Here is a 16,548-nt window from a genome sequence, read left to right as displayed (position 1 = left end):
CGTCATGGCACGGACGGGCCCGTCCGGTCGTGGCCGGTGTCCGGGGAGCCGCCCATCATCCGCAGCATGGCCGGCCCGCCGGTGCGCCGGAACCGGAGCAGAAGCAGCGCGGCGAGAAGGAGGAAGACGATGTTGAGCCAGGTGGTGTAGTTCCAGCTGACGCCTTCCGCGGGGAGCCTCGCGCGGGCCTGGTCGGGGATCAGGCCGAGGCCGCCGAAGACGAATTCGACCACATAGCCGGCGACGACCATCGCGAGGTAGAAGGTGCCCAGCAGGAAGGCCGCCGTCCGGGCGCCGTAGTACTTCCGGTAGATGTTGAGGATCGGCAGGATCAGCAGGTCGGCGAAGATGAACGCCACCACGCCGCCGAAGCTGATGCCGCCCTTCCACAGCACCACCGCCAGCGGCACGTTGCCGATCGAGCACACGAACGAGGCGATCGCCACCAGCGGGCCGATGACGGGGCCCCACAGCTTGGCGGCGAGCGGGTGGCCGTCGAAGAAGAAGGCGCGCCAGAACGAGTCCGGGACCCAGGCGGCGACGGCACCGGCGATGAGCAGACCGACGACCAGGTCGCGCAGGATCGCCGCCCACTCCATGACGAAGACGTGGCTGACGGCGGTCCAGCCCTCGCCGGAGACCAGACGCCGGACGAAGGACCCCTCGCGCCGTACGGACATGTCCATCGCCGCGTGACCCTCCATCGACCCGGCCAGTCCGCGTTCCGCCTGCTCACGGGCCCGGCGCAGCAGCCTCTCGCGCAGGAACAGCCGGAAGAGGACGGCCAGCAGGACGATCATGACGGGGCCGCCGACGAACTCGGCGGCGGTGAACTGCCAGCCCATCAGCAGCGCGAGGATGACGCCGAGCTCGACGACGAGGTTGGTGGAGGCGATCTCGAAGGCCATCGCCGCGGTGAAGTCGGCGCCCTTGCGGAAGAGGGAGCGGGCCAGTGCCACGGCGGCGTAGGAGCAGGACGAGGACGCCACCCCCAGCCCGGCTGCGACGGCGAGGGTGCGGGGGCGGTCGTCGCCGAGCAGTGCGACGACGGTGGACTTGCGGACCACGGCCTGGACGACCGCGGACAGGGCGAAGCCCAGGATCAGGGCCCAGGTGATCTCCCAGGTCATGGACCCGGTGATGGACAGTGCGTGCAGTACGGCGTGCATCTGTGCAGCCTGGCCCGCAGGGCGTGGCGGACGAACCAGGGACACGCCCGTCGCGGGTCCGGCCCTCCTCAAGTCCCAGTACCCGGCGAGAACGCGGAATAGGCAGTGTCCAAGGCGTGAGCACCTGCGGAGTCAAACTCATCCAGTCACGGCCTCGCGCGCGTCGGCGTGATCGGCTGCCGCCACGATGAGCGGTTGAAGCCGCCGCACTGCTTCCAGATGGTCGTCGGTCCAGATGATGCGGACGCCGGTCCCTGTCGCCCGCCCGTCCGCATCCCGCAGGTCCCGGCGGACCGCCTCGACCAGCCGGGCGTTGTGCTCGCGGTCGGAGTCCAGCGGCTCCGGCACCGGCCCTTCGCTCTCCAGCCCCCCGGCCAGACCCTCGTACCACCGGAAGATCCGGTCCGCCATGACCAGCAGTTCCCTCTGCGCGGCGGCGCGGTCCTCGAGCGGCCGGCCGCCCGGGGCCCGCCGCCACAGCTCCAGGACCGCGTCGGCGGCCAGACGGAGCCCTACGACACCGTTGACCAGAGTCGTCGTCTCGCACAACGGGACGTCCTTCGTTCCGCGCTCGGACAGGTAGGTCCTGAAGGCGTCGTCCAGTCGGCGCGCCGCGGCCGCCGCTCGGCGGCCCTCCTGCGGGATTTCGATGGTCTCGGGCCTGAAAGTGCAGCACGACACCGCATAACCCACTGCCCCGAGCACATAGCGCGCGCTGTCGACATACGCCTCTGCCAACGCCCTGGCGAGGGCGGCGGACGCGCCGCGCGGCCAGAAGAGCAGGCCGACGACCAGGCTCACCGCACAGCCGAGCGCGATGTCCTCGATACGGAACAGGACGACCGACAGGTCCGCCGGCCGGGCGATGTCGAACAGGATGACCAGGGTCAGCGTGAAGGCCGCCTGCCCGGCGGCGAACGAGATCGCGGCCGGGACGACGCCCGCCGCCATCACCGCGACGGGCAGCAGGATCCACAGCACGCCCGTGTCGTGTCCGATGAGCTGGAGCAGACCGGCGCCCACGATCGAGCCGACCAGGGTGCCGCCGAGGGCGCGAAAAACGTTCTGCCCGGTGCTGAGGGCGTTGGAACGCAGCACCGACAGGGTGCCCAGCGTGATCCAGAAGCCGTGCTGGACGCCGGTCACATCGGCCAGCGCGATGCCGCGCCCTGCTCACCAGGTGTTCCCGGCTGCGACAGCCGCCGGGCCCTCGTCACCGGCGGTGGACGCTGACCGCGTAGCCGCCGCCGTCGTACGGATCGGCGTCCCAGGTGGCGAAGCGGTCGACGAGGGTGAGGCCGGCCGCGGCGCAGTGGTCGTCGTACTCGGCGAGCGTGATGCCGGGCGGCACGGGCAGGTGGGCCTCGTCCAGGCCGAAGCCGGCGACCAGCAGACCGCCGGGCCGCAGGGCGGCGGCCAGTCGCTGGACCACCGCGGCCTCGGTGCCGGCCGCGAGCAACGGGAAGATGTTGCCCGCGGCGACGACGAGATCGAAGTCCGCCGCGATACCGAGCCGCTCCGACTCGAACGCGGCCAGATCGGCCTGTACCCAGGGCAGCCCGGGCGCCTGCTTCCGGGCCACCGCCAGCATCGACGCGTCGAGATCCACCCCGACGCAGTCGTACCCGAGCTCAGCGAGCCGGATCATGACCCGCCCGGTACCGCACCCGGCGTCCAGCACCCGCGCCCCGGCAGGCACTAGCGCGGCGCAGAACCGCGCCTCACCGTGGACGTCCTTCCCGCTACGGGCGAGAGCGGCGAACCGCGCGGCATAGTCCTCCCCGGACTTCCCCCCGGTCAGGTCCCGCCAACGGCTCATACGGCCCACTATAGGCCGCCTGTACGTCAGGACGGTCCTGGTGGCGAGGGTGCGGTCGGTTCTCGTGGTCAGGCGTACACGCCCAGCTCGTACAGCGAGTAGCCCCAACCGGTTCCCCGCTCCGTGCAGTTGATGCGGACATAGCGGCCCGTGCCGGTGATGTCGAGGTCGTCGACGCCGCCGTTGCCGTCGGTGACCCGGCGCAGGGTCTGCCAGTTCTGGCCGTCGTCGGACGTCTGGATGGCGTATGCCTTGGCGTAGGCGGTTTCCCAGACGAGTTGGATGTGCCGGAAGGTGGTGGGGGCGCCCAGGTCGACCTGGATCCACTGAGGGTCGCTCCAGTCGCCGGCCCAGCGGGTGTCCATGCGGCCGTCGACGGCGTTGGCGGCCGTGCACGGGCAGTCCCCGCCGGACGGCTGGTACGAGGAGGCGGTGGCCGTCCTGTGCAGGGCCACGTTCGTGCCGTCGATCAGCGGCGGGATCACCCTGATCGAGCGCGACTGGACGCCGACGTTTCCATGGCCGTCGGTCGCCTTGACGTAGATCTTCCAGACGCCGGGGCGGTCGGGCGCCGTGAACCTCAGCCGGCCCGCGCCCTCGCTGGTGAAGCGCAGGGAGTTGAGCTGGCCGCTGCCGTCGAGGTACATGCTGTTGTCCAGTACCTCGTACGTGACCGCGTCGCCATCGGGGTCGGTAGCCTGGACGTCGAGTGTCACGTCCCGTCCTGCCTGTACCGCGCCCGGGTCGCCCTGGACGCCGATCTCGGACAGCACCGGCGGGGTGTTGTCGCGGGAGGTGTCGCCACCGTAGGCCTTCTTCACCGCGTAGTAGGACAGCCGTTTCTGTCCGGCGGGCAGCAGGTTGAACCAGATGCCGCCGAAGTCGTACTCCGTGCCGTAGTGGAACAGCGTGGCGCCGAGCGCGACCCCGCTGTGGCCGGTGACGCAGCCCCACGCCTTGGTGTAGCCCGCGGCCTTGGCCTGGTCGTTGGGCTCCGCCGGGACCCCGTTGGCGTCGTTCGGCACTTCCCACTCGCCGGCCGGTCCTGACTCGGTCACGATGTACGGCTTGTCGTAACCGCCCTGTTCCCAGGCGGACCTGATGCCGCAGACGCCGTTGTAGGAGTTGACGGCATACAGGTCGAGGTCGGGCGCGTTGCGCTTGAAGTAGGGCCAGGCGCCGACCCAGGCGTCGGTGGAGGTGACCGGGTGGTTCGGGTCGATGCCGTGGATCCTGCGGACGACCTCGTTGACGAATCTCGTGTAGGCGTCGCGCTGCCGCTCCAACTGGTCGCCGCCGTAGCAGTTCTGCAGGCCGAGGACGGACTCGTTGCCCACGTCCCACATGAGCACGCCCGCGTTGTCCTTGTAGGTCTGCACCCAGTTCGCGAACTCGTTGAGCATGTTGTTCTTGTACGTGGTGTCCGTGACGTAGTCGACGCAGCCGCCGCTGCCGGGACCGCCGCCGGGCTGGAGCCAGAATCCGGCGACGACCTTGATGCCGTGCGCGGCCGCGGAGTCGAAGAGCGGCTTGCTGCTCGCGTCCGTGCCCCAGGTGCGGATGGTGTTGACGCCCAAGGACTTCAGGTCCGGCAGATAGGTGTCGGCCAAGGTGGGGGACGGGCCCCAGGTCAGGCCCTTGAGCTGGTACGGCTTCCCGTCCACGGTGAGCTGCCAGTTGCCCTTGGCGCCGGTCACCTTCACGACGCTGCCGGCCGCGTGGGCCTGCGTGGCGGGCAGGGCGGTGAGGGCGCCGAGGGTGAGGAGGCCCGCGGTGAGCGGAGCGGTCAGACGGCGGGTGCGACTTCGTGGCATGGGGGGTCTCCGATGCGCGGGAGGGTGGGGGGAGAACGGGTGGCCCGGCCGTCGTGGGGTGGGTCCGGCCGGGCCACCCTGCTTCGCGGAGTGGCGCGCGTTCGGGGTGCGGGTCAGGGAAGCCGGTAGTCCGCGCCCAGCGCCGCTCCCGCCTCGGGGTGCGTCTCGTCGTAGCCGCGGGCGTCGCACTGGAGGCCGCCGACGATGCAGTGGTCGACCATGGCCGCCAGCGTGGGCGCGTCCCAGGCGTTGAAGAAGTCGTAGTGGAAGGACCAGGCGGCCCCGCTCGACAGCCTCACCCGGGACATGTCGCCGTTGACCGGGAACGCCATCTTGAACTCGATCATCGGCAGCGCGACGGGATGGTCGGCCGGGCACATGTTGTCGTTGGTGCCGGGCCTGACCACCGGATACGCCATGTGGCTGCGGTGGTCAGGGGTGTCGAGGTACTTGCCGTCCCAGCAACTGGGCGCCTGAAAGCGGATGTTGAGCTGCACGTCGGGCCTGTTGGGACAGCTCGCCGGGAAGTCGACGTTGAAGTAGCTGTCGCCGCACTCCCAGCCCTCGACGAAACCGGGGCTGTTTCGGAACTCCTGGGCGCTCTGCAGCGGGTTGCCCACCACGAAGCGCAGCCCCTTGGGGAAGGGCCGCACACTGGTGTAGTCGGTGACGCCCGTCTTGTAGTAGATCGTCTGCGGGCCGACCGGCAGCACCGCCCGGTCGCCGTTGTGGACGGTCGGCACCCAGTAGCCCGACCGGTCGCCGGGCGCCTTGCAGGCGGTGCCGCCCGCGTCCAGTGACGCGGTGGTGCTGTTCGCGTCGGTCGTGGTGTTGCCCATGAAGGTGTGGTCGTGCGACTTGCCCGGCTGCTGCGGATAGACGATCGGGTCGTCGGGCCTGGTGTGGGTGACCGAGCAGTTGGCCTGGAACTCGTGGAAGTAGCGGTGGGGCGGGTTCGCGGTGGACGGGGTGACGCCGGTGACCGGCGGGTTCGCCGGGATGTAGCCGTCGCCGTCCGGGTCCTCGACCGAGAAGGCGGTCGACGCGGCCATGGCGTGCCCGGAGTGGCCGGCCGCGAAAGACGTCGCCGCCTCGCTGCCGGGGGCGGGCGGACCTGCACTGGTGGCGACGCCGGCCACACCGAGGGACGTCATGAGCAGTGCTCCGGCGATCAGCATTCCTGACAGGGCTTTCGATCTCCGTGGCATGGAGACCTCCTGAACACAGGGGGTGAGAAGTGGGGGGTGAAGAAGGGCGAGCGGGCACGGACCTGACGGTGCGTCACGCACGTCGCCGGCGGCGGGCAAGCGCTCTCCCGCCTTCGGAGTGTTGAGTGCTTGACGCGCGGGTGTCAAGGCATGCCGCAGAAGGATCAGCGCCCTCCCACCCGTCCTCACTTCCTGAACACCACCCCACCTGCGGCGGGCACCGGTCCCATCAACGCTTGAAAAGATTCCCGCGTCCGGGGGCTTGCCGACCCCTCTGCCTCATCAGTTAAATCAAGATGTGAACTAAGCTGCGTCGGCGTGTAGTTGAGCTTGCGCAGCCGTGACACAGCCCCGCCCTCCTCGCGAACACTCGCCCATCGCATCCGCAGGGACCCGTATGAGACTCAGATCCTTGGGTGTCGCGCTCGCCGCAGTGGCAGCGCTCGTCGCCCTTCCCGCCACCGACCTGCCGGCCGCCGCCGCGGCCGGGACCCCGCTGCCCCAGGGCAAGGCCGCCACGCCGTCGGCCGACCGGAGCGCCGGCCTCGCGGCCGCCTGCGGCACCGGCAACGCCGCCCTGGGCAGGCCCGCGTCGGCCTCCTCCACGGAGAACGCGGGCACTCCGGCCTCCGCCGCCTTCGACGGCGACCCGGGCACCCGCTGGTCCAGCGCCTTCTCGGACCCGCAGTGGGTGCAGGTCGACCTCGGCTCGGTCCAGAACCTGTGCAAGGTGGACCTGACCTGGGAGACCGCCTACGCCAAGGAGTTCCAGATCCAGGCCTCCGCCAACGGCCAGAGCTGGACCACGCTGAAGACCGTCACCGGCGCGACCGGCGGCACCGCCTCCTACGACGTCAGCGGCTCGGGCCGCTACCTGCGCATCTACGGGACGGTCCGCTCGACCGGCTACGGCTACTCCCTCTGGGAGGTCGCCGTCCACACCGATTCGTCCGGCGGCGGCACCCCGCCCGTCCAGGGCGGCGGCGACCTGGGGCCGAACGTCATCGTCGTCGACCCCTCCACCCCCAACCTGCAGCAGAGGTTCGACCAGGTCTTCGCCCAGCAGGAGTCCAACCAGTTCGGCAGCGGCCGCTACCAGTTCCTGCTCAAGCCGGGCACCTACAACGGGATCAACGCCCAGATCGGCTTCTACACCTCGATCTCCGGGCTCGGCCTCAACCCCGACGACACCCGGATCAACGGGGACATCACCGTCGACGCGGGCTGGTTCAACGGCAACGCCACCCAGAACTTCTGGCGTTCGGCGGAGAACCTCGCCATCAGGCCGTCGCACGGCGACGACCGGTGGGCCGTCGCACAGGCGGCCCCGTTCCGCCGCATCCACGTCCAGGGCGGCCTCAACCTCGCCCCGAACGGGTACGGCTGGGCCTCCGGCGGGTACATCGCCGACTCGAAGATCGACGGCACCGTCGGCCCGTACTCGCAGCAGCAGTGGTACACCCGCGACAGTTCGGTGGGCGGCTGGACCAACGGCGTGTGGAACATGACGTTCACCGGTGTGCAGGGCGCGCCGGGGACCGACTTCGCCACCGGCTCGTACACCACGCTCGACACCACGCCGATCTCGCGCGAGAAGCCGTTCCTGTACCTCGACGGCAGCACCTACAAGGTGTTCGTGCCCGCCAAGCGCACCAATGCCCGCGGTGTGTCCTGGCCGGCCAACGCGGGCAGCTCCCTCCCGCTCGACCAGTTCTACGTCGTCAAGCCGGGCGCGACCGCCGCCACCATCAACCAGGCGCTGTCCCAGGGCCTCAACCTGCTGTTCACGCCCGGTGTCTACCACCTCGACCGGACCATCGACGTCACCCGTGCGAACACCGTCGTGCTGGGGCTGGGTCTCGCCACCCTCGTGCCCGACAACGGCGTCGACGCGATGCACGTCGCGGACGTCGACGGCGTACGGCTCGCCGGGTTCCTGATCGACGCGGGCACCGCCAACTCGGACACGCTCCTGCGGGTCGGCCAGCCCGGCTCGTCCGCCGACCACTCCGCCAACCCGACCACGGTGCAGGACGTGTTCGTCCGCATCGGCGGCGCGGGCCCCGGTCTCGCGACCAACTCGATCGTGGTCAACAGCAACAACGTCATCATCGACCACACCTGGCTGTGGCGCGCGGACCACGGCAGCGGCGTCGGCTGGAACACCAACCGGGCCGACTACGGCCTGTGGGTCAACGGCAACGACGTGCTCGCCACGGGCCTGTTCGTCGAGCACTACAACAAGTACGACGTGTACTGGAACGGAGAGCGCGGCCGGACGATCTTCTTCCAGAACGAGAAGGCCTACGACGTCCCGAACGCCGCCGCCATCACCCACGACGGCATCGTCGGCTACGCGGCCTACAAGGTCGCCGACTCGGTCAACACGCACGAGGCCTGGGGTCTGGGCAGCTACTGCAACTTCACGTCCGACCCGTCGATCGTCCAGGCGCACGGATTCCAGGTGCCGGTCAAGTCCGGCATCAAGCTGCACGACATCCTGGTGATCTCCCTCGGCGGCCAGGGCCAGTACGCCCACGTCGTCAACAACACGGGCGCGCCCACCTCGGGAACGAGCACGGTGCCGTCCAAGGTGGTCCAGTTCCCCTGACCGGCAACGGATGACCGGCCCGGACCGGCGCCGGCGTGCGGCGAGTCACCCCCTCGGTGGCTCGCCGCACGCGTGAGCGGCAATCGGATGCGCGGGTGCTAGGAACCAGCCGCGCCCCTCGCGGTGTTCTCGCGGCGGGCCACCACCACGCCGATGGCGCCGACGATCAGCAGGAGGGCGACGGTGCCGAGGGTGAAGGCCTCGAACGAGGCGCGGGACACGCCCCAGACGTCGTGGAAGACGTAGTCGATGCCGAAGAGCCGTTCCAGGACTCCGGGGAAGAGCGCCGACCACGACCCGACCAGGATCCAGGCGTAGACGAGTACCGCACAGAGCATGAAGCCCCGGTCGCCGAAGGGGACGCGGTAGGGCCTCGGGACCTCCGGCCGGCGGGTCCGCAGCAGGACGAGGGCGGGGATGACGACCAGGTAGGACAGCAGCAGGGTGGTGACCGCGACGGTGAGCACCACCGCGAACACGTCGGCCGCGTCGCCGTTCGCGAGCCGCATGGCGGCGATCATGAACACCGTGGCCACGGCTCCGGAGAGCAGGTTGGTGCGCACCGGCGTGCCGAGCCGCGGGTGGAAGGCGCCGAGCGCGCGCGTGAAGAAGCCTCCGTCGGCGGCGGCCATGGCCTGCATGCGGTCGCTGACGATCATCCAGGCGCTGCCCTGGGTGAGCAGGGCGAAGACGAACATGACGGCGGTGAGCTTCAGCAGGGGGCCGGCCGCGCCGCCGTAGACGCCGAAGACGAGGCGGGCGCCCTCCATGAAGCCGCCGATGCCGGTGACCTGCTGCTTGGGCACGACGGCCAGGAGGGCGAGGACCGGCAGCAGATAGCAGCAGGCGGCGACGGTCGCGGAGCGTCCGAGTGCGGCGGGCACGTCGCGCTGCGGGTCGTGCATCTCCTCGCCGGCGGCGTTGGGCGCCTCGAAACCGACGTAGGCGAACAGCAGGATCGGCACGAGGGCGAGGAAACCGGCGGTCGTCGGGGTGAAGCGGGTTTCGGTCAGGCCGTGGAAGCCGTGCCGCAGCCCGTAGAGCACCGCCGTGAGGGTGAACAGGGCGAGCGCCAGGACCTTCATCGCCGCGCCCGCCGTGGTGATCCATTTGCCGCGGCGCAGGGAGACGACGGCCGTGAGGATGGCGATCCAGACGAACAGCAGCTTGAAGGTGTAGTCCGCCACCGTGCCCGACCCCAGGTGGAAGACGAATCCGTCCCAGGTCTGCGCGGCGAGGAAGACCAGTGAACCGCCCAGCCAGATGGGGTTGGTGACCCAGTACATGAGGGTCGTCAGGGCGGCCGCCGGACGGCCGAGGGCAAGCTTGGCCCATACGTACGGGCCGCCTTCCTGGGGGAACGCGGCACCTGTCTCGGCGAACAGCAGGGCGTAGGGGATGAGGAAGAGGAGCGCCATGGCCGCCGTCCAGGTGGCGGCCTGGCCGCCGCCGGTGGCGATCTGCCCGACGGTGTCGAAGGAGATCACCGCGGCGATGGCCATGGCGGTGATGTCGAAACGCTTGAGGCTGCGTTGCAGGCTGCCGGTCGGGGGCTGGGACGCGCGGGGCGGGGTCGTCGAGAGATGGGAGGACACGGGCAGTTCCTAGGAGGGAGAGGGGCAACTGCGAGGGGGCGCGTGCGCGCCGTGACGGCATGGGGTCCGTGTCGGGTGGTGCTGGTGCTTGTGCGGGGGACGCCCGGTCGGGGCCGGGCCTCCCCCGTGGGCGTCAGGCGGCGCGGATCTCGCCGGTGGGCTCGGTGCGCTCCAGGACGCCCCGCAGCGCGGAGGCCGCTTCCTTGGCCTCGGCCTCGGTCATGATGAGCGGCGGGGACAGCACCAGGCTGTGCGCGGAGTCGCGGACGATCACGCCGGTCTCGCGGCGGATGACGTCGTGGGGCATCCGGTCGGGGTTCAGGGGCAGGGGTGCGCGGGTGGCGCGGTCCTGGACGAGTTCGACGGCGAGCATCATGCCGACGGAACGGATCTCACCGACGATCGGCAACTCGCCGAGCTGGGCCTGGAGTTCGCCGTGGAGGAAGGCGCCAAGGCTCGTCGCGCGGGCGAGGAGGCCCTCCTTCTCGATGATGTCGAGGTTGGCGGTGGCGACCGCGGTGGCGACGGGGTGCCCGTTGTAGGTGTAGCCCATCGGGAAGCCGTGGTCGCGCAGCAGGACCTCGGCGACGTGGTCGCCGACCAGGAGGGCGCCGAGCGGGACGTAGCCGGAGGTGATGCCCTTGGCCGTGACGATGATGTCCGGGGTGACGCCGAAGTACTGGGCGGCGAACCACTCGCCGACGCGGCCGTAGGCGGTGACCACCTCGTCGAAGATCAGCAGGATGCCGTGCCGGTCGAGGACCTCGCGCACCCGGGGCCAGTAGTCGGCCGGCGGGACGAGCATGCCGCCGACGCCCATGATGGGTTCGCCGATCATCGCGGCGATGTTGTGCGGGCCGATCTCCGCGATGCGCTCCTCCAGTTCGCGGACGAGGAAGTCGGTGACCTGCTCGGGGCTCAGCGGCCGGTCGCCGTAGAGCTCGGAGCGGTACGGCCACGGGGGCGTGAGGTGCGAGACGTGCGGCATCATCGGGGCGAAGCCCTCGTGGTAGACGGGGAAGCCGGTGGCCGAGCCGCCGCCGTAGCCGATGCCGTGGTAGGCCTTGCTGCGCGCCAGGATCCAGGTCCGGCTGCTCTCCCCGCGCCGGTGGTGGTAGTAGCGGGCCATCTTGATGGCCGCCTCGTTGCCCTCGGAGCCGCCCGAGGTGAAGTAGACGTGGTTCAGGGAGTCGGGGGCGAGGGAGGCCAGGCGTGCGGCGAGTTCGATGGCGCGCTCGTTGGAGAACTCCCAGAAGCTGGTGAAGTACTCCAGCTTCTTCATCTGCTCGTGGGCGACGTCGGCCAGTTCCGTGCGGCCGTGCCCGACCTGGGCGAGCCAGAGGCCGCCGGTGGCGTCGAGGTAGCCGCGGCCCTCGGAGTCGGTGAGGCGGCAGCCTGCGCCGGAGGTCATGACGACGCGTTCCGTGGCGCTGCCCGGCAGGTAGGGGTGGATGATGTGGGCGCGGTCAAGCTGGATGAGGTCCGCAGGGTTGCGGGTCATGAGGGTGCGTCCTTTGCTCGGTACCGGTGGTGGGTGGGGTGGCCGGGGCAACGTCGCCGGGCCGGTCAGCCGTGGGTGATCCAGGTCGTCTTCAGGCCGGTGTACTTGTCGAAGGAGTGCAGGGAGAGGTCGCGGCCGTGGCCGGACTGCTTGAACCCGCCGAAGGGCGTGAACGGGCTGAGCGCGTCGACGGTGTTGACGGAGACCGTGCCCGCCCGCAGGGCGTCGGCGACGCGGTGGGCCCGGCCGAGGTCCCGGGTCCACACGGACGCGGCCAGTCCGTAGGCGGAGTCGTTGGCGAGACGGACGGCCTCGGCCTCGTCGTGGAAGGGCAGCACGGTCAGCACGGGGCCGAACAGTTCCTCGCGGACGAGCGGGGCGTCGGGTCCGAGGCCGGTGACGACGGTGGGGTCGAGGTAGGCGCCGTCGCGGTCGGGTCGCGTGCCGCCGCACACGAGCGTGCCGCCCGATGACTCCAGGGCCCGCAGGATGCGTTCCACCTGGGCGGCGTCGACGAGCGGTCCGAGCCGGGTCGCGGGGTCGAGCGGGTCGCCCGGCAGCCAGGCGCGGGCGTGTCCGGCGACCGCGGCCGTGAACTCCTCGGCGATCGACGCCTCGACCAGCAGCCGGGTGTTGGCGGAGCACACCTGCCCCGAGTTGTAGACGAAGCCCCAGGCGGTCCGTTCCGCGGCGGCCTCCAGGTCGGCGTCGGCGAACACCACGTTGGGGCTCTTGCCGCCGGCCTCGGGCCACACCTGCTTCATGTTCGACTCGGCGGAGTAGGCGAGGAACCGGCGGGCCACGGCGGTGGAGCCGGTGAACACCAGGGTGTCCACGTCCGGGTGGAGACCGAGGGCGCGCCCGGTCGTCTCCCCGGGTCCGGGGACGACGTTCAGCACGCCGTCGGGAAGGCCCGCACGCGAGGCGAGTTCGGCCAGCAGCAGCGCCGACAGCGGGGACTGCTCGGCCGGCTTGAGCACGACGCTGTTGCCCGCGGCGAGGGCGGGCGCCAGCTTCCAACTGGCGATGTCCAGAGGGAAGTTCCAGGGCACCACCGCGCCCACGACGCCCAGCGGGGCGCGCCGCACGAGGGCGAGGCTGCCGGGCGGGGTTGGGGCGACCTCGTCGTAGAGCTTGTCGACGGCCTCGGCGTACCAGGCGAAGACGCCGGCCGCGCCGGGCACGTCGGTGCCGTGGGACTCCGCGATGGGCTTGCCCATGTCGAGGGTGTCGCAGAGGGCGAGCTCCTCGCTGTTCTCCTCGATGAGGCGGGCCAGCGCGAGCAGGACCCGCTTGCGCTCCGCGGGTGCGGTGCGCGACCAGCGGCCGTCCTCGAAGGAGGCGCGGGCCGCGGTCACCGCCCGGTCGACGTCGGCGGCGGAGCCGGCCGCGACGTGGGCCGTGGTCTTGCCGGTCGCGGGGTTCACGGTCGGGATCCACTGGTCGTCGGCGGGGTCGGTCCACGCTCCGTCGATGAACAGGCGCGTGCGTGGCGTGAGGTCGGCGGCGCGCTGCCGCCAGTGGGCGTACGTCTGCATGCTGTGGCCTTCGATTGCGTCGTGGGACGTGGGCGAACCGGTGCCCGTGCGGACCGTGTGCGGCCCGGGCCGTTCCGGGGTGCTGTCGGTGGACGGCGGGCGCGGGACGGCGTGCGCGAGAGAGGGGCGGCCCGGCAGCGTGTGCCCGCGCCGAGTTCTTTGAGTCGAGATTCAAACAATAGGTGAACCGGCCGTCAATGCTTCCGACTGGAAGTTCTTGCGAAAACTGAGATGGGTGTCAGAGAATTGACCACCATGGGGAAAGCGGGCAGACCACGCAACCAGACGGCACGCCGACAGGCCCTCGTCACCGCCGCCGGACGGGCCATCGCCGAGCGCGGCCTCGAAGGCCTGCGCATCAAGGACATCGCGGACGCGGCGGGCGTCTCCCAGGGCTCGGTCCTGTACTACTACCCGGAGCTCGACGACCTCGTACTGGAGGTGCACCGGGGCGCGGTCGAGGGCTACCTGGCCTCTCGGCAGCGGGCCTACGACGAGGCACCCGCCGCGGATCCCGCGGCACGGCTGCGGGCGCTACTGCACAGCGGTCTGCCGAGCATGACGGAAGACCCGGTCCACGGGCTGCTGTACGAACTGCACCGGCGCGCCGGCCGCAGCCCGGGCCACGCCGAGCTGATGACCTCCCTGTTCGCCCGGGAGGTCGCCCTCTACACGACGGCCCTCGAAGTCGGCGCCGCGACCGGTGTGTTCTCCCTCGCCGCGTCCGCGCACGATCTGGCGCACGGCCTTGTGGCCCTGGAGGACGGCTACGGCCTGCACATCGTCAGCCGCAACGCGGCGCTGCGCCCCGAGCGGGCCCGTGAGCTGATCCTGGCCCATACCCGGGCGATGACGGGCTGCGCCGAACTGTAGAGCCCGGTTCGCCGAGGCCTGGAGGCTCAGGCCTCGGTCGACCGGGCGGCAATCTCCCGCAGCAGGTCCATCACCGCTCGGGCGCGGGCGGTCTGGGTCATGCCGTCCACCGAGGCGATCTTGACCTCGAGCGGGGGGCCGCCGTCCCGGAGCTGAAGTTCCACGACCTCGCCGCCGCCGTAGGTCTGGCTGGTCGCCGGCCGCTGGTTGAGCACGGAGTAGCCGAGTCCGCGGGCCACCAGGGAGCGCACGGTCTCGTAGCTCTGGGTGCGATAGCGGATGTCGGGCGCGGTGCCGGTGGCGGCCACCAGCGAACGGAAGTAGTCGCGGCTGTGGGGAAGGTCCAGCAGGACGAGCGGTTCGGCGGACAGTTCGGCCAGCTCCACACTGTCCTGACCGGCCAGCGGATGATCGGCGGCGACGATGACGTAGGCCGGAGCGAGGGCGATCGTCTCGCTGCGCAGCTCCGGCTCGGCCGACAGACCGAGGCCGTAGGTGAGGGCGAAGTCGATGCGTCCGGCCGCCAGGGCGTGGACGAGCTGGTCCGTCTCCGCCTCCACCACCTCGATCTCGATGCCCGGACAGCGTCTGGAGCACTCGCTGAACAGGGGCGGAAGGTAGGAGGGGGCCAGGGTCACGAAACAGCCGACGGCCACCGGCCCGGAGAGGGTCTCACCGTCTCCCCGGGCCTCCCGTTCGACCTCGCGGGCGCGGGCCAGCAGATCCCGCGCCTGCTGCTGGAGCCTCTCCCCGGCGGGTGTGAGGGTCAGCCCCCGGCCCCGTCGGCGGATGAACAGCTGCACCTGGAGGTCCCGCTCCAGGTTGTGGACGGCCGCCGACACGGCGGACTGCGCGATGTGCAGCTCCGCCGCCGCCTCTGTCATCGAACCGCGTTCGGCCGCGACGAGGAAGTAGCGGAGCTGAACGAGCGTGAAGCCCACTGGTGCCGTCATACGTGGCCCTTGCGCCTGGTGATCGGTGTCGGTGCCGACCCTATGCGGCACTGTCCACCGTGGCCTCGCGGGCCGCGCCCTCGGACACGTCCTCGGGGTGCAGCAGGGCGCAGCCGGCGGTCTCCCGCAGGGTGAGGGCGGCGATCAGACCGGCGAGGGCGAACACCATCAGGTACGGACCGGGCACCAGGGTGCTGCCGGTCGCGGAGATGAGCACGGTCATCAGGTACGGCACGGTGCCGGCAAACAGGGCGGCGGTGATGTTGTAGGAGATGGACAGGCCGCTCTGCCGCGTACGGGTGGGGAAGGTCTCCGCCGACCACACCGCGTACGTGCCGAGGATCGCCGCCAGGATCACGCCGAGCAGCAGGCCGGCGATCCAGGTCCCGGCGAGCCCGGTCCGCATCAGGAGGAAGGCCGGGGTGGAGACGACCAGCAGGGTCGCCGTCGCCCCTATGAACACCGGCTTGCGTCCCACCCGGTCGGACAGCATGCCGAACAGCGGCACGAGCACCAGCCCCAGCAGCGAGATCACCGTGGACAGCAGGGCGGCGCTGTCGGCCGAGTGGCCCAGGTGGTCGGTCTCGTAGGTGACGAGGTAGGTCAGCACGGCGTAGAACGGCACGTGCATGGCAGCCATCAGGCCGGCCGCCTGGAGCATCTGCCGCTTGTGGGTGCGCAGCAGCTCCCGCACGGGGCTGCGCGGGACGGAGCCGCTGGCTTCGAGCATCCGGTACTCGGGGGTGTCCTCGATCTTGTTGCGGATGACGAAGCCGATGACGCCCAGCGGCGCGGAGACGAGGAAGGGAATGCGCCAGCCCCAGGAGGTCAGCTGGTTTTCGTCGAGCCCCGCGGACAGCAGCAGGAAGACGAACGAGCCGGCGAGGAAGCCCAGCAGGGAACCGGCCTCCAGCCAGCTCACGCCGAATCCGCGACGGCGCCGGGGCGCGCTCTCGGCGAGGAAGCTCGCCGCGCTGCCGAACTCGCCGCCCGCGGCGAAGCCCTGGATCAGGCGCAGGACCAGCATGAGCACCGGGGCGGCGATGCCGATCGACGCGTAGCCGGGCAGCAGGCCGATCGTCAGTGTCGCGCCGGACATCATGAAGATGACCAGCGACAGGGTGCGCTTGCGGCCGATCCGGTCGCCGAGCGGTCCGAACACCAGGGCACCGATCGGCCGGATGCCGAACGACACGGCGAACACACCGAACACGGCGAGTAGTCCGGTCGTGCGGTTCTGGTCCGGGAAGAACACGGTCGCGACGGTGCCGGCGAGATAGGCGTAGGCCGCCCAGTCGAACCAGTGCACGAACACGCCGATGGCTCCCGCGATGACGCTCCTGCGCAATGCGACCACGTCGGTGGCCGCCTCGACGTCGGTCGTCGTGTCGGCGCTGTTATAGGTGCGCATGCGCGCCTCCTTGGGGGGTGGGTGGAGAAGCCGGAGCTGTGCGGGTGCTGCCGGCG

At 70.8% G+C, this 16,548-nt stretch carries 12 protein-coding genes; 2 read left to right on the top strand and 10 right to left on the bottom strand.

The window, feature by feature from the left end:
- Window positions 1-2: 2 nt before the first annotated feature.
- The 5 genes from ACF09J_RS11870 to ACF09J_RS11850 all read right to left on the bottom strand — a co-directional run bounded on the left by ACF09J_RS11870 (window position 3) and on the right by ACF09J_RS11850 (window position 6,010).
- A complete protein-coding gene (locus ACF09J_RS11870) occupies window positions 3-1,169 on the bottom strand; it encodes a permease (RefSeq protein WP_392305251.1) in 1,167 nt (388 codons plus the stop codon).
- Window positions 1,170-1,307: 138 nt separating this feature from the next.
- A complete protein-coding gene (locus ACF09J_RS11865) occupies window positions 1,308-2,324 on the bottom strand; it encodes an FUSC family protein (RefSeq protein WP_392305416.1) in 1,017 nt (338 codons plus the stop codon).
- A 58-nt stretch (window positions 2,325-2,382) separates the two neighbouring features.
- Entirely contained in the window at window positions 2,383-2,988 is a 606-nt protein-coding gene (locus tag ACF09J_RS11860) for a class I SAM-dependent methyltransferase (protein WP_392305250.1), read from the bottom strand.
- A gap of 68 nt (window positions 2,989-3,056) precedes the next feature.
- Window positions 3,057-4,802 (bottom strand): discoidin domain-containing protein, encoded by a 1,746-nt coding sequence (locus ACF09J_RS11855; protein WP_392305249.1) that lies wholly within the window; start codon window positions 4,800-4,802, stop codon window positions 3,057-3,059.
- A gap of 113 nt (window positions 4,803-4,915) precedes the next feature.
- Window positions 4,916-6,010 carry a DUF1996 domain-containing protein gene (locus ACF09J_RS11850; protein ID WP_392305248.1) on the bottom strand — a complete coding sequence of 365 codons (1,095 nt, stop codon included), beginning with the start codon at window positions 6,008-6,010 and terminating at the stop codon, window positions 4,916-4,918.
- Between the two features lie 397 nt (window positions 6,011-6,407).
- On the opposite strand from ACF09J_RS11850, the gene ACF09J_RS11845 reads away from it, so the two are divergent.
- Window positions 6,408-8,621, top strand: a complete 2,214-nt coding sequence (locus tag ACF09J_RS11845) for a discoidin domain-containing protein (protein WP_392305247.1) — start codon at window positions 6,408-6,410, stop codon at window positions 8,619-8,621.
- 98 nt (window positions 8,622-8,719) lie between these two features.
- On the opposite strand, the gene ACF09J_RS11840 is transcribed toward ACF09J_RS11845, so the two are convergent.
- The 3 genes from ACF09J_RS11840 to ACF09J_RS11830 form a co-directional block, all read right to left on the bottom strand.
- On the bottom strand, window positions 8,720-10,216 hold the full coding sequence (locus ACF09J_RS11840) for an APC family permease (protein ID WP_392305246.1): 1,497 nt from the start codon (window positions 10,214-10,216) through the stop codon (window positions 8,720-8,722).
- Window positions 10,217-10,349: 133 nt separating this feature from the next.
- On the bottom strand, window positions 10,350-11,717 hold the full coding sequence (locus ACF09J_RS11835; protein WP_392305245.1) for an aspartate aminotransferase family protein: 1,368 nt from the start codon (window positions 11,715-11,717) through the stop codon (window positions 10,350-10,352).
- A gap of 65 nt (window positions 11,718-11,782) precedes the next feature.
- Complete coding sequence (locus tag ACF09J_RS11830) at window positions 11,783-13,255, bottom strand: aldehyde dehydrogenase (protein ID WP_392305244.1); 1,473 nt, start codon at window positions 13,253-13,255, stop codon at window positions 11,783-11,785.
- 255 nt (window positions 13,256-13,510) lie between these two features.
- Here ACF09J_RS11830 and ACF09J_RS11825 point away from each other — a divergent pair, with 255 nt between their 5' ends.
- A complete protein-coding gene (locus ACF09J_RS11825) occupies window positions 13,511-14,128 on the top strand; it encodes a TetR/AcrR family transcriptional regulator (RefSeq protein WP_392305243.1) in 618 nt (205 codons plus the stop codon).
- Window positions 14,129-14,154: 26 nt separating this feature from the next.
- Here ACF09J_RS11825 and ACF09J_RS11820 read toward each other — a convergent pair whose 3' ends face one another.
- Together ACF09J_RS11820 and ACF09J_RS11815 are read right to left on the bottom strand one after the other, a co-directional pair.
- A complete protein-coding gene (locus tag ACF09J_RS11820; protein WP_392305242.1) occupies window positions 14,155-15,081 on the bottom strand; it encodes a LysR family transcriptional regulator in 927 nt (308 codons plus the stop codon).
- A 40-nt stretch (window positions 15,082-15,121) separates the two neighbouring features.
- On the bottom strand, window positions 15,122-16,492 hold the full coding sequence (locus tag ACF09J_RS11815) for an MFS transporter (protein WP_392305241.1): 1,371 nt from the start codon (window positions 16,490-16,492) through the stop codon (window positions 15,122-15,124).
- Window positions 16,493-16,548: the final 56 nt, after the last annotated feature.

This window comes from Streptomyces sp. NPDC014889, assembly GCF_043081205.1.
Lineage (GTDB): Bacteria > Actinomycetota > Actinomycetes > Streptomycetales > Streptomycetaceae > Streptomyces.
Note: the sequence above shows the minus strand (reverse complement) of the source record. Positions and strands in the feature narration are given on the sequence as shown.

Excerpts from the sequence above, each read along its gene's own strand:
- ACF09J_RS11870 (WP_392305251.1), bottom strand. The coding sequence starts at position 1,169 with ATGCACGCCGTACTGCACGCACTGTCCATCACCGGGTCCATGACCTGG.
- ACF09J_RS11860 (WP_392305250.1), bottom strand. The coding sequence starts at position 2,988 with ATGAGCCGTTGGCGGGACCTGACCGGGGGGAAGTCCGGGGAGGACTAT.
- ACF09J_RS11855 (WP_392305249.1), bottom strand. The coding sequence starts at position 4,802 with ATGCCACGAAGTCGCACCCGCCGTCTGACCGCTCCGCTCACCGCGGGC.
- ACF09J_RS11850 (WP_392305248.1), bottom strand. The coding sequence starts at position 6,010 with ATGCCACGGAGATCGAAAGCCCTGTCAGGAATGCTGATCGCCGGAGCA.
- ACF09J_RS11845 (WP_392305247.1), top strand. The coding sequence starts at position 6,408 with ATGAGACTCAGATCCTTGGGTGTCGCGCTCGCCGCAGTGGCAGCGCTC.
- ACF09J_RS11835 (WP_392305245.1), bottom strand. The coding sequence starts at position 11,717 with ATGACCCGCAACCCTGCGGACCTCATCCAGCTTGACCGCGCCCACATC.
- ACF09J_RS11830 (WP_392305244.1), bottom strand. The coding sequence starts at position 13,255 with ATGCAGACGTACGCCCACTGGCGGCAGCGCGCCGCCGACCTCACGCCA.
- ACF09J_RS11825 (WP_392305243.1), top strand. The coding sequence starts at position 13,511 with ATGGGGAAAGCGGGCAGACCACGCAACCAGACGGCACGCCGACAGGCC.
- ACF09J_RS11820 (WP_392305242.1), bottom strand. The coding sequence starts at position 15,081 with ATGACGGCACCAGTGGGCTTCACGCTCGTTCAGCTCCGCTACTTCCTC.
- ACF09J_RS11815 (WP_392305241.1), bottom strand. The coding sequence starts at position 16,492 with ATGCGCACCTATAACAGCGCCGACACGACGACCGACGTCGAGGCGGCC.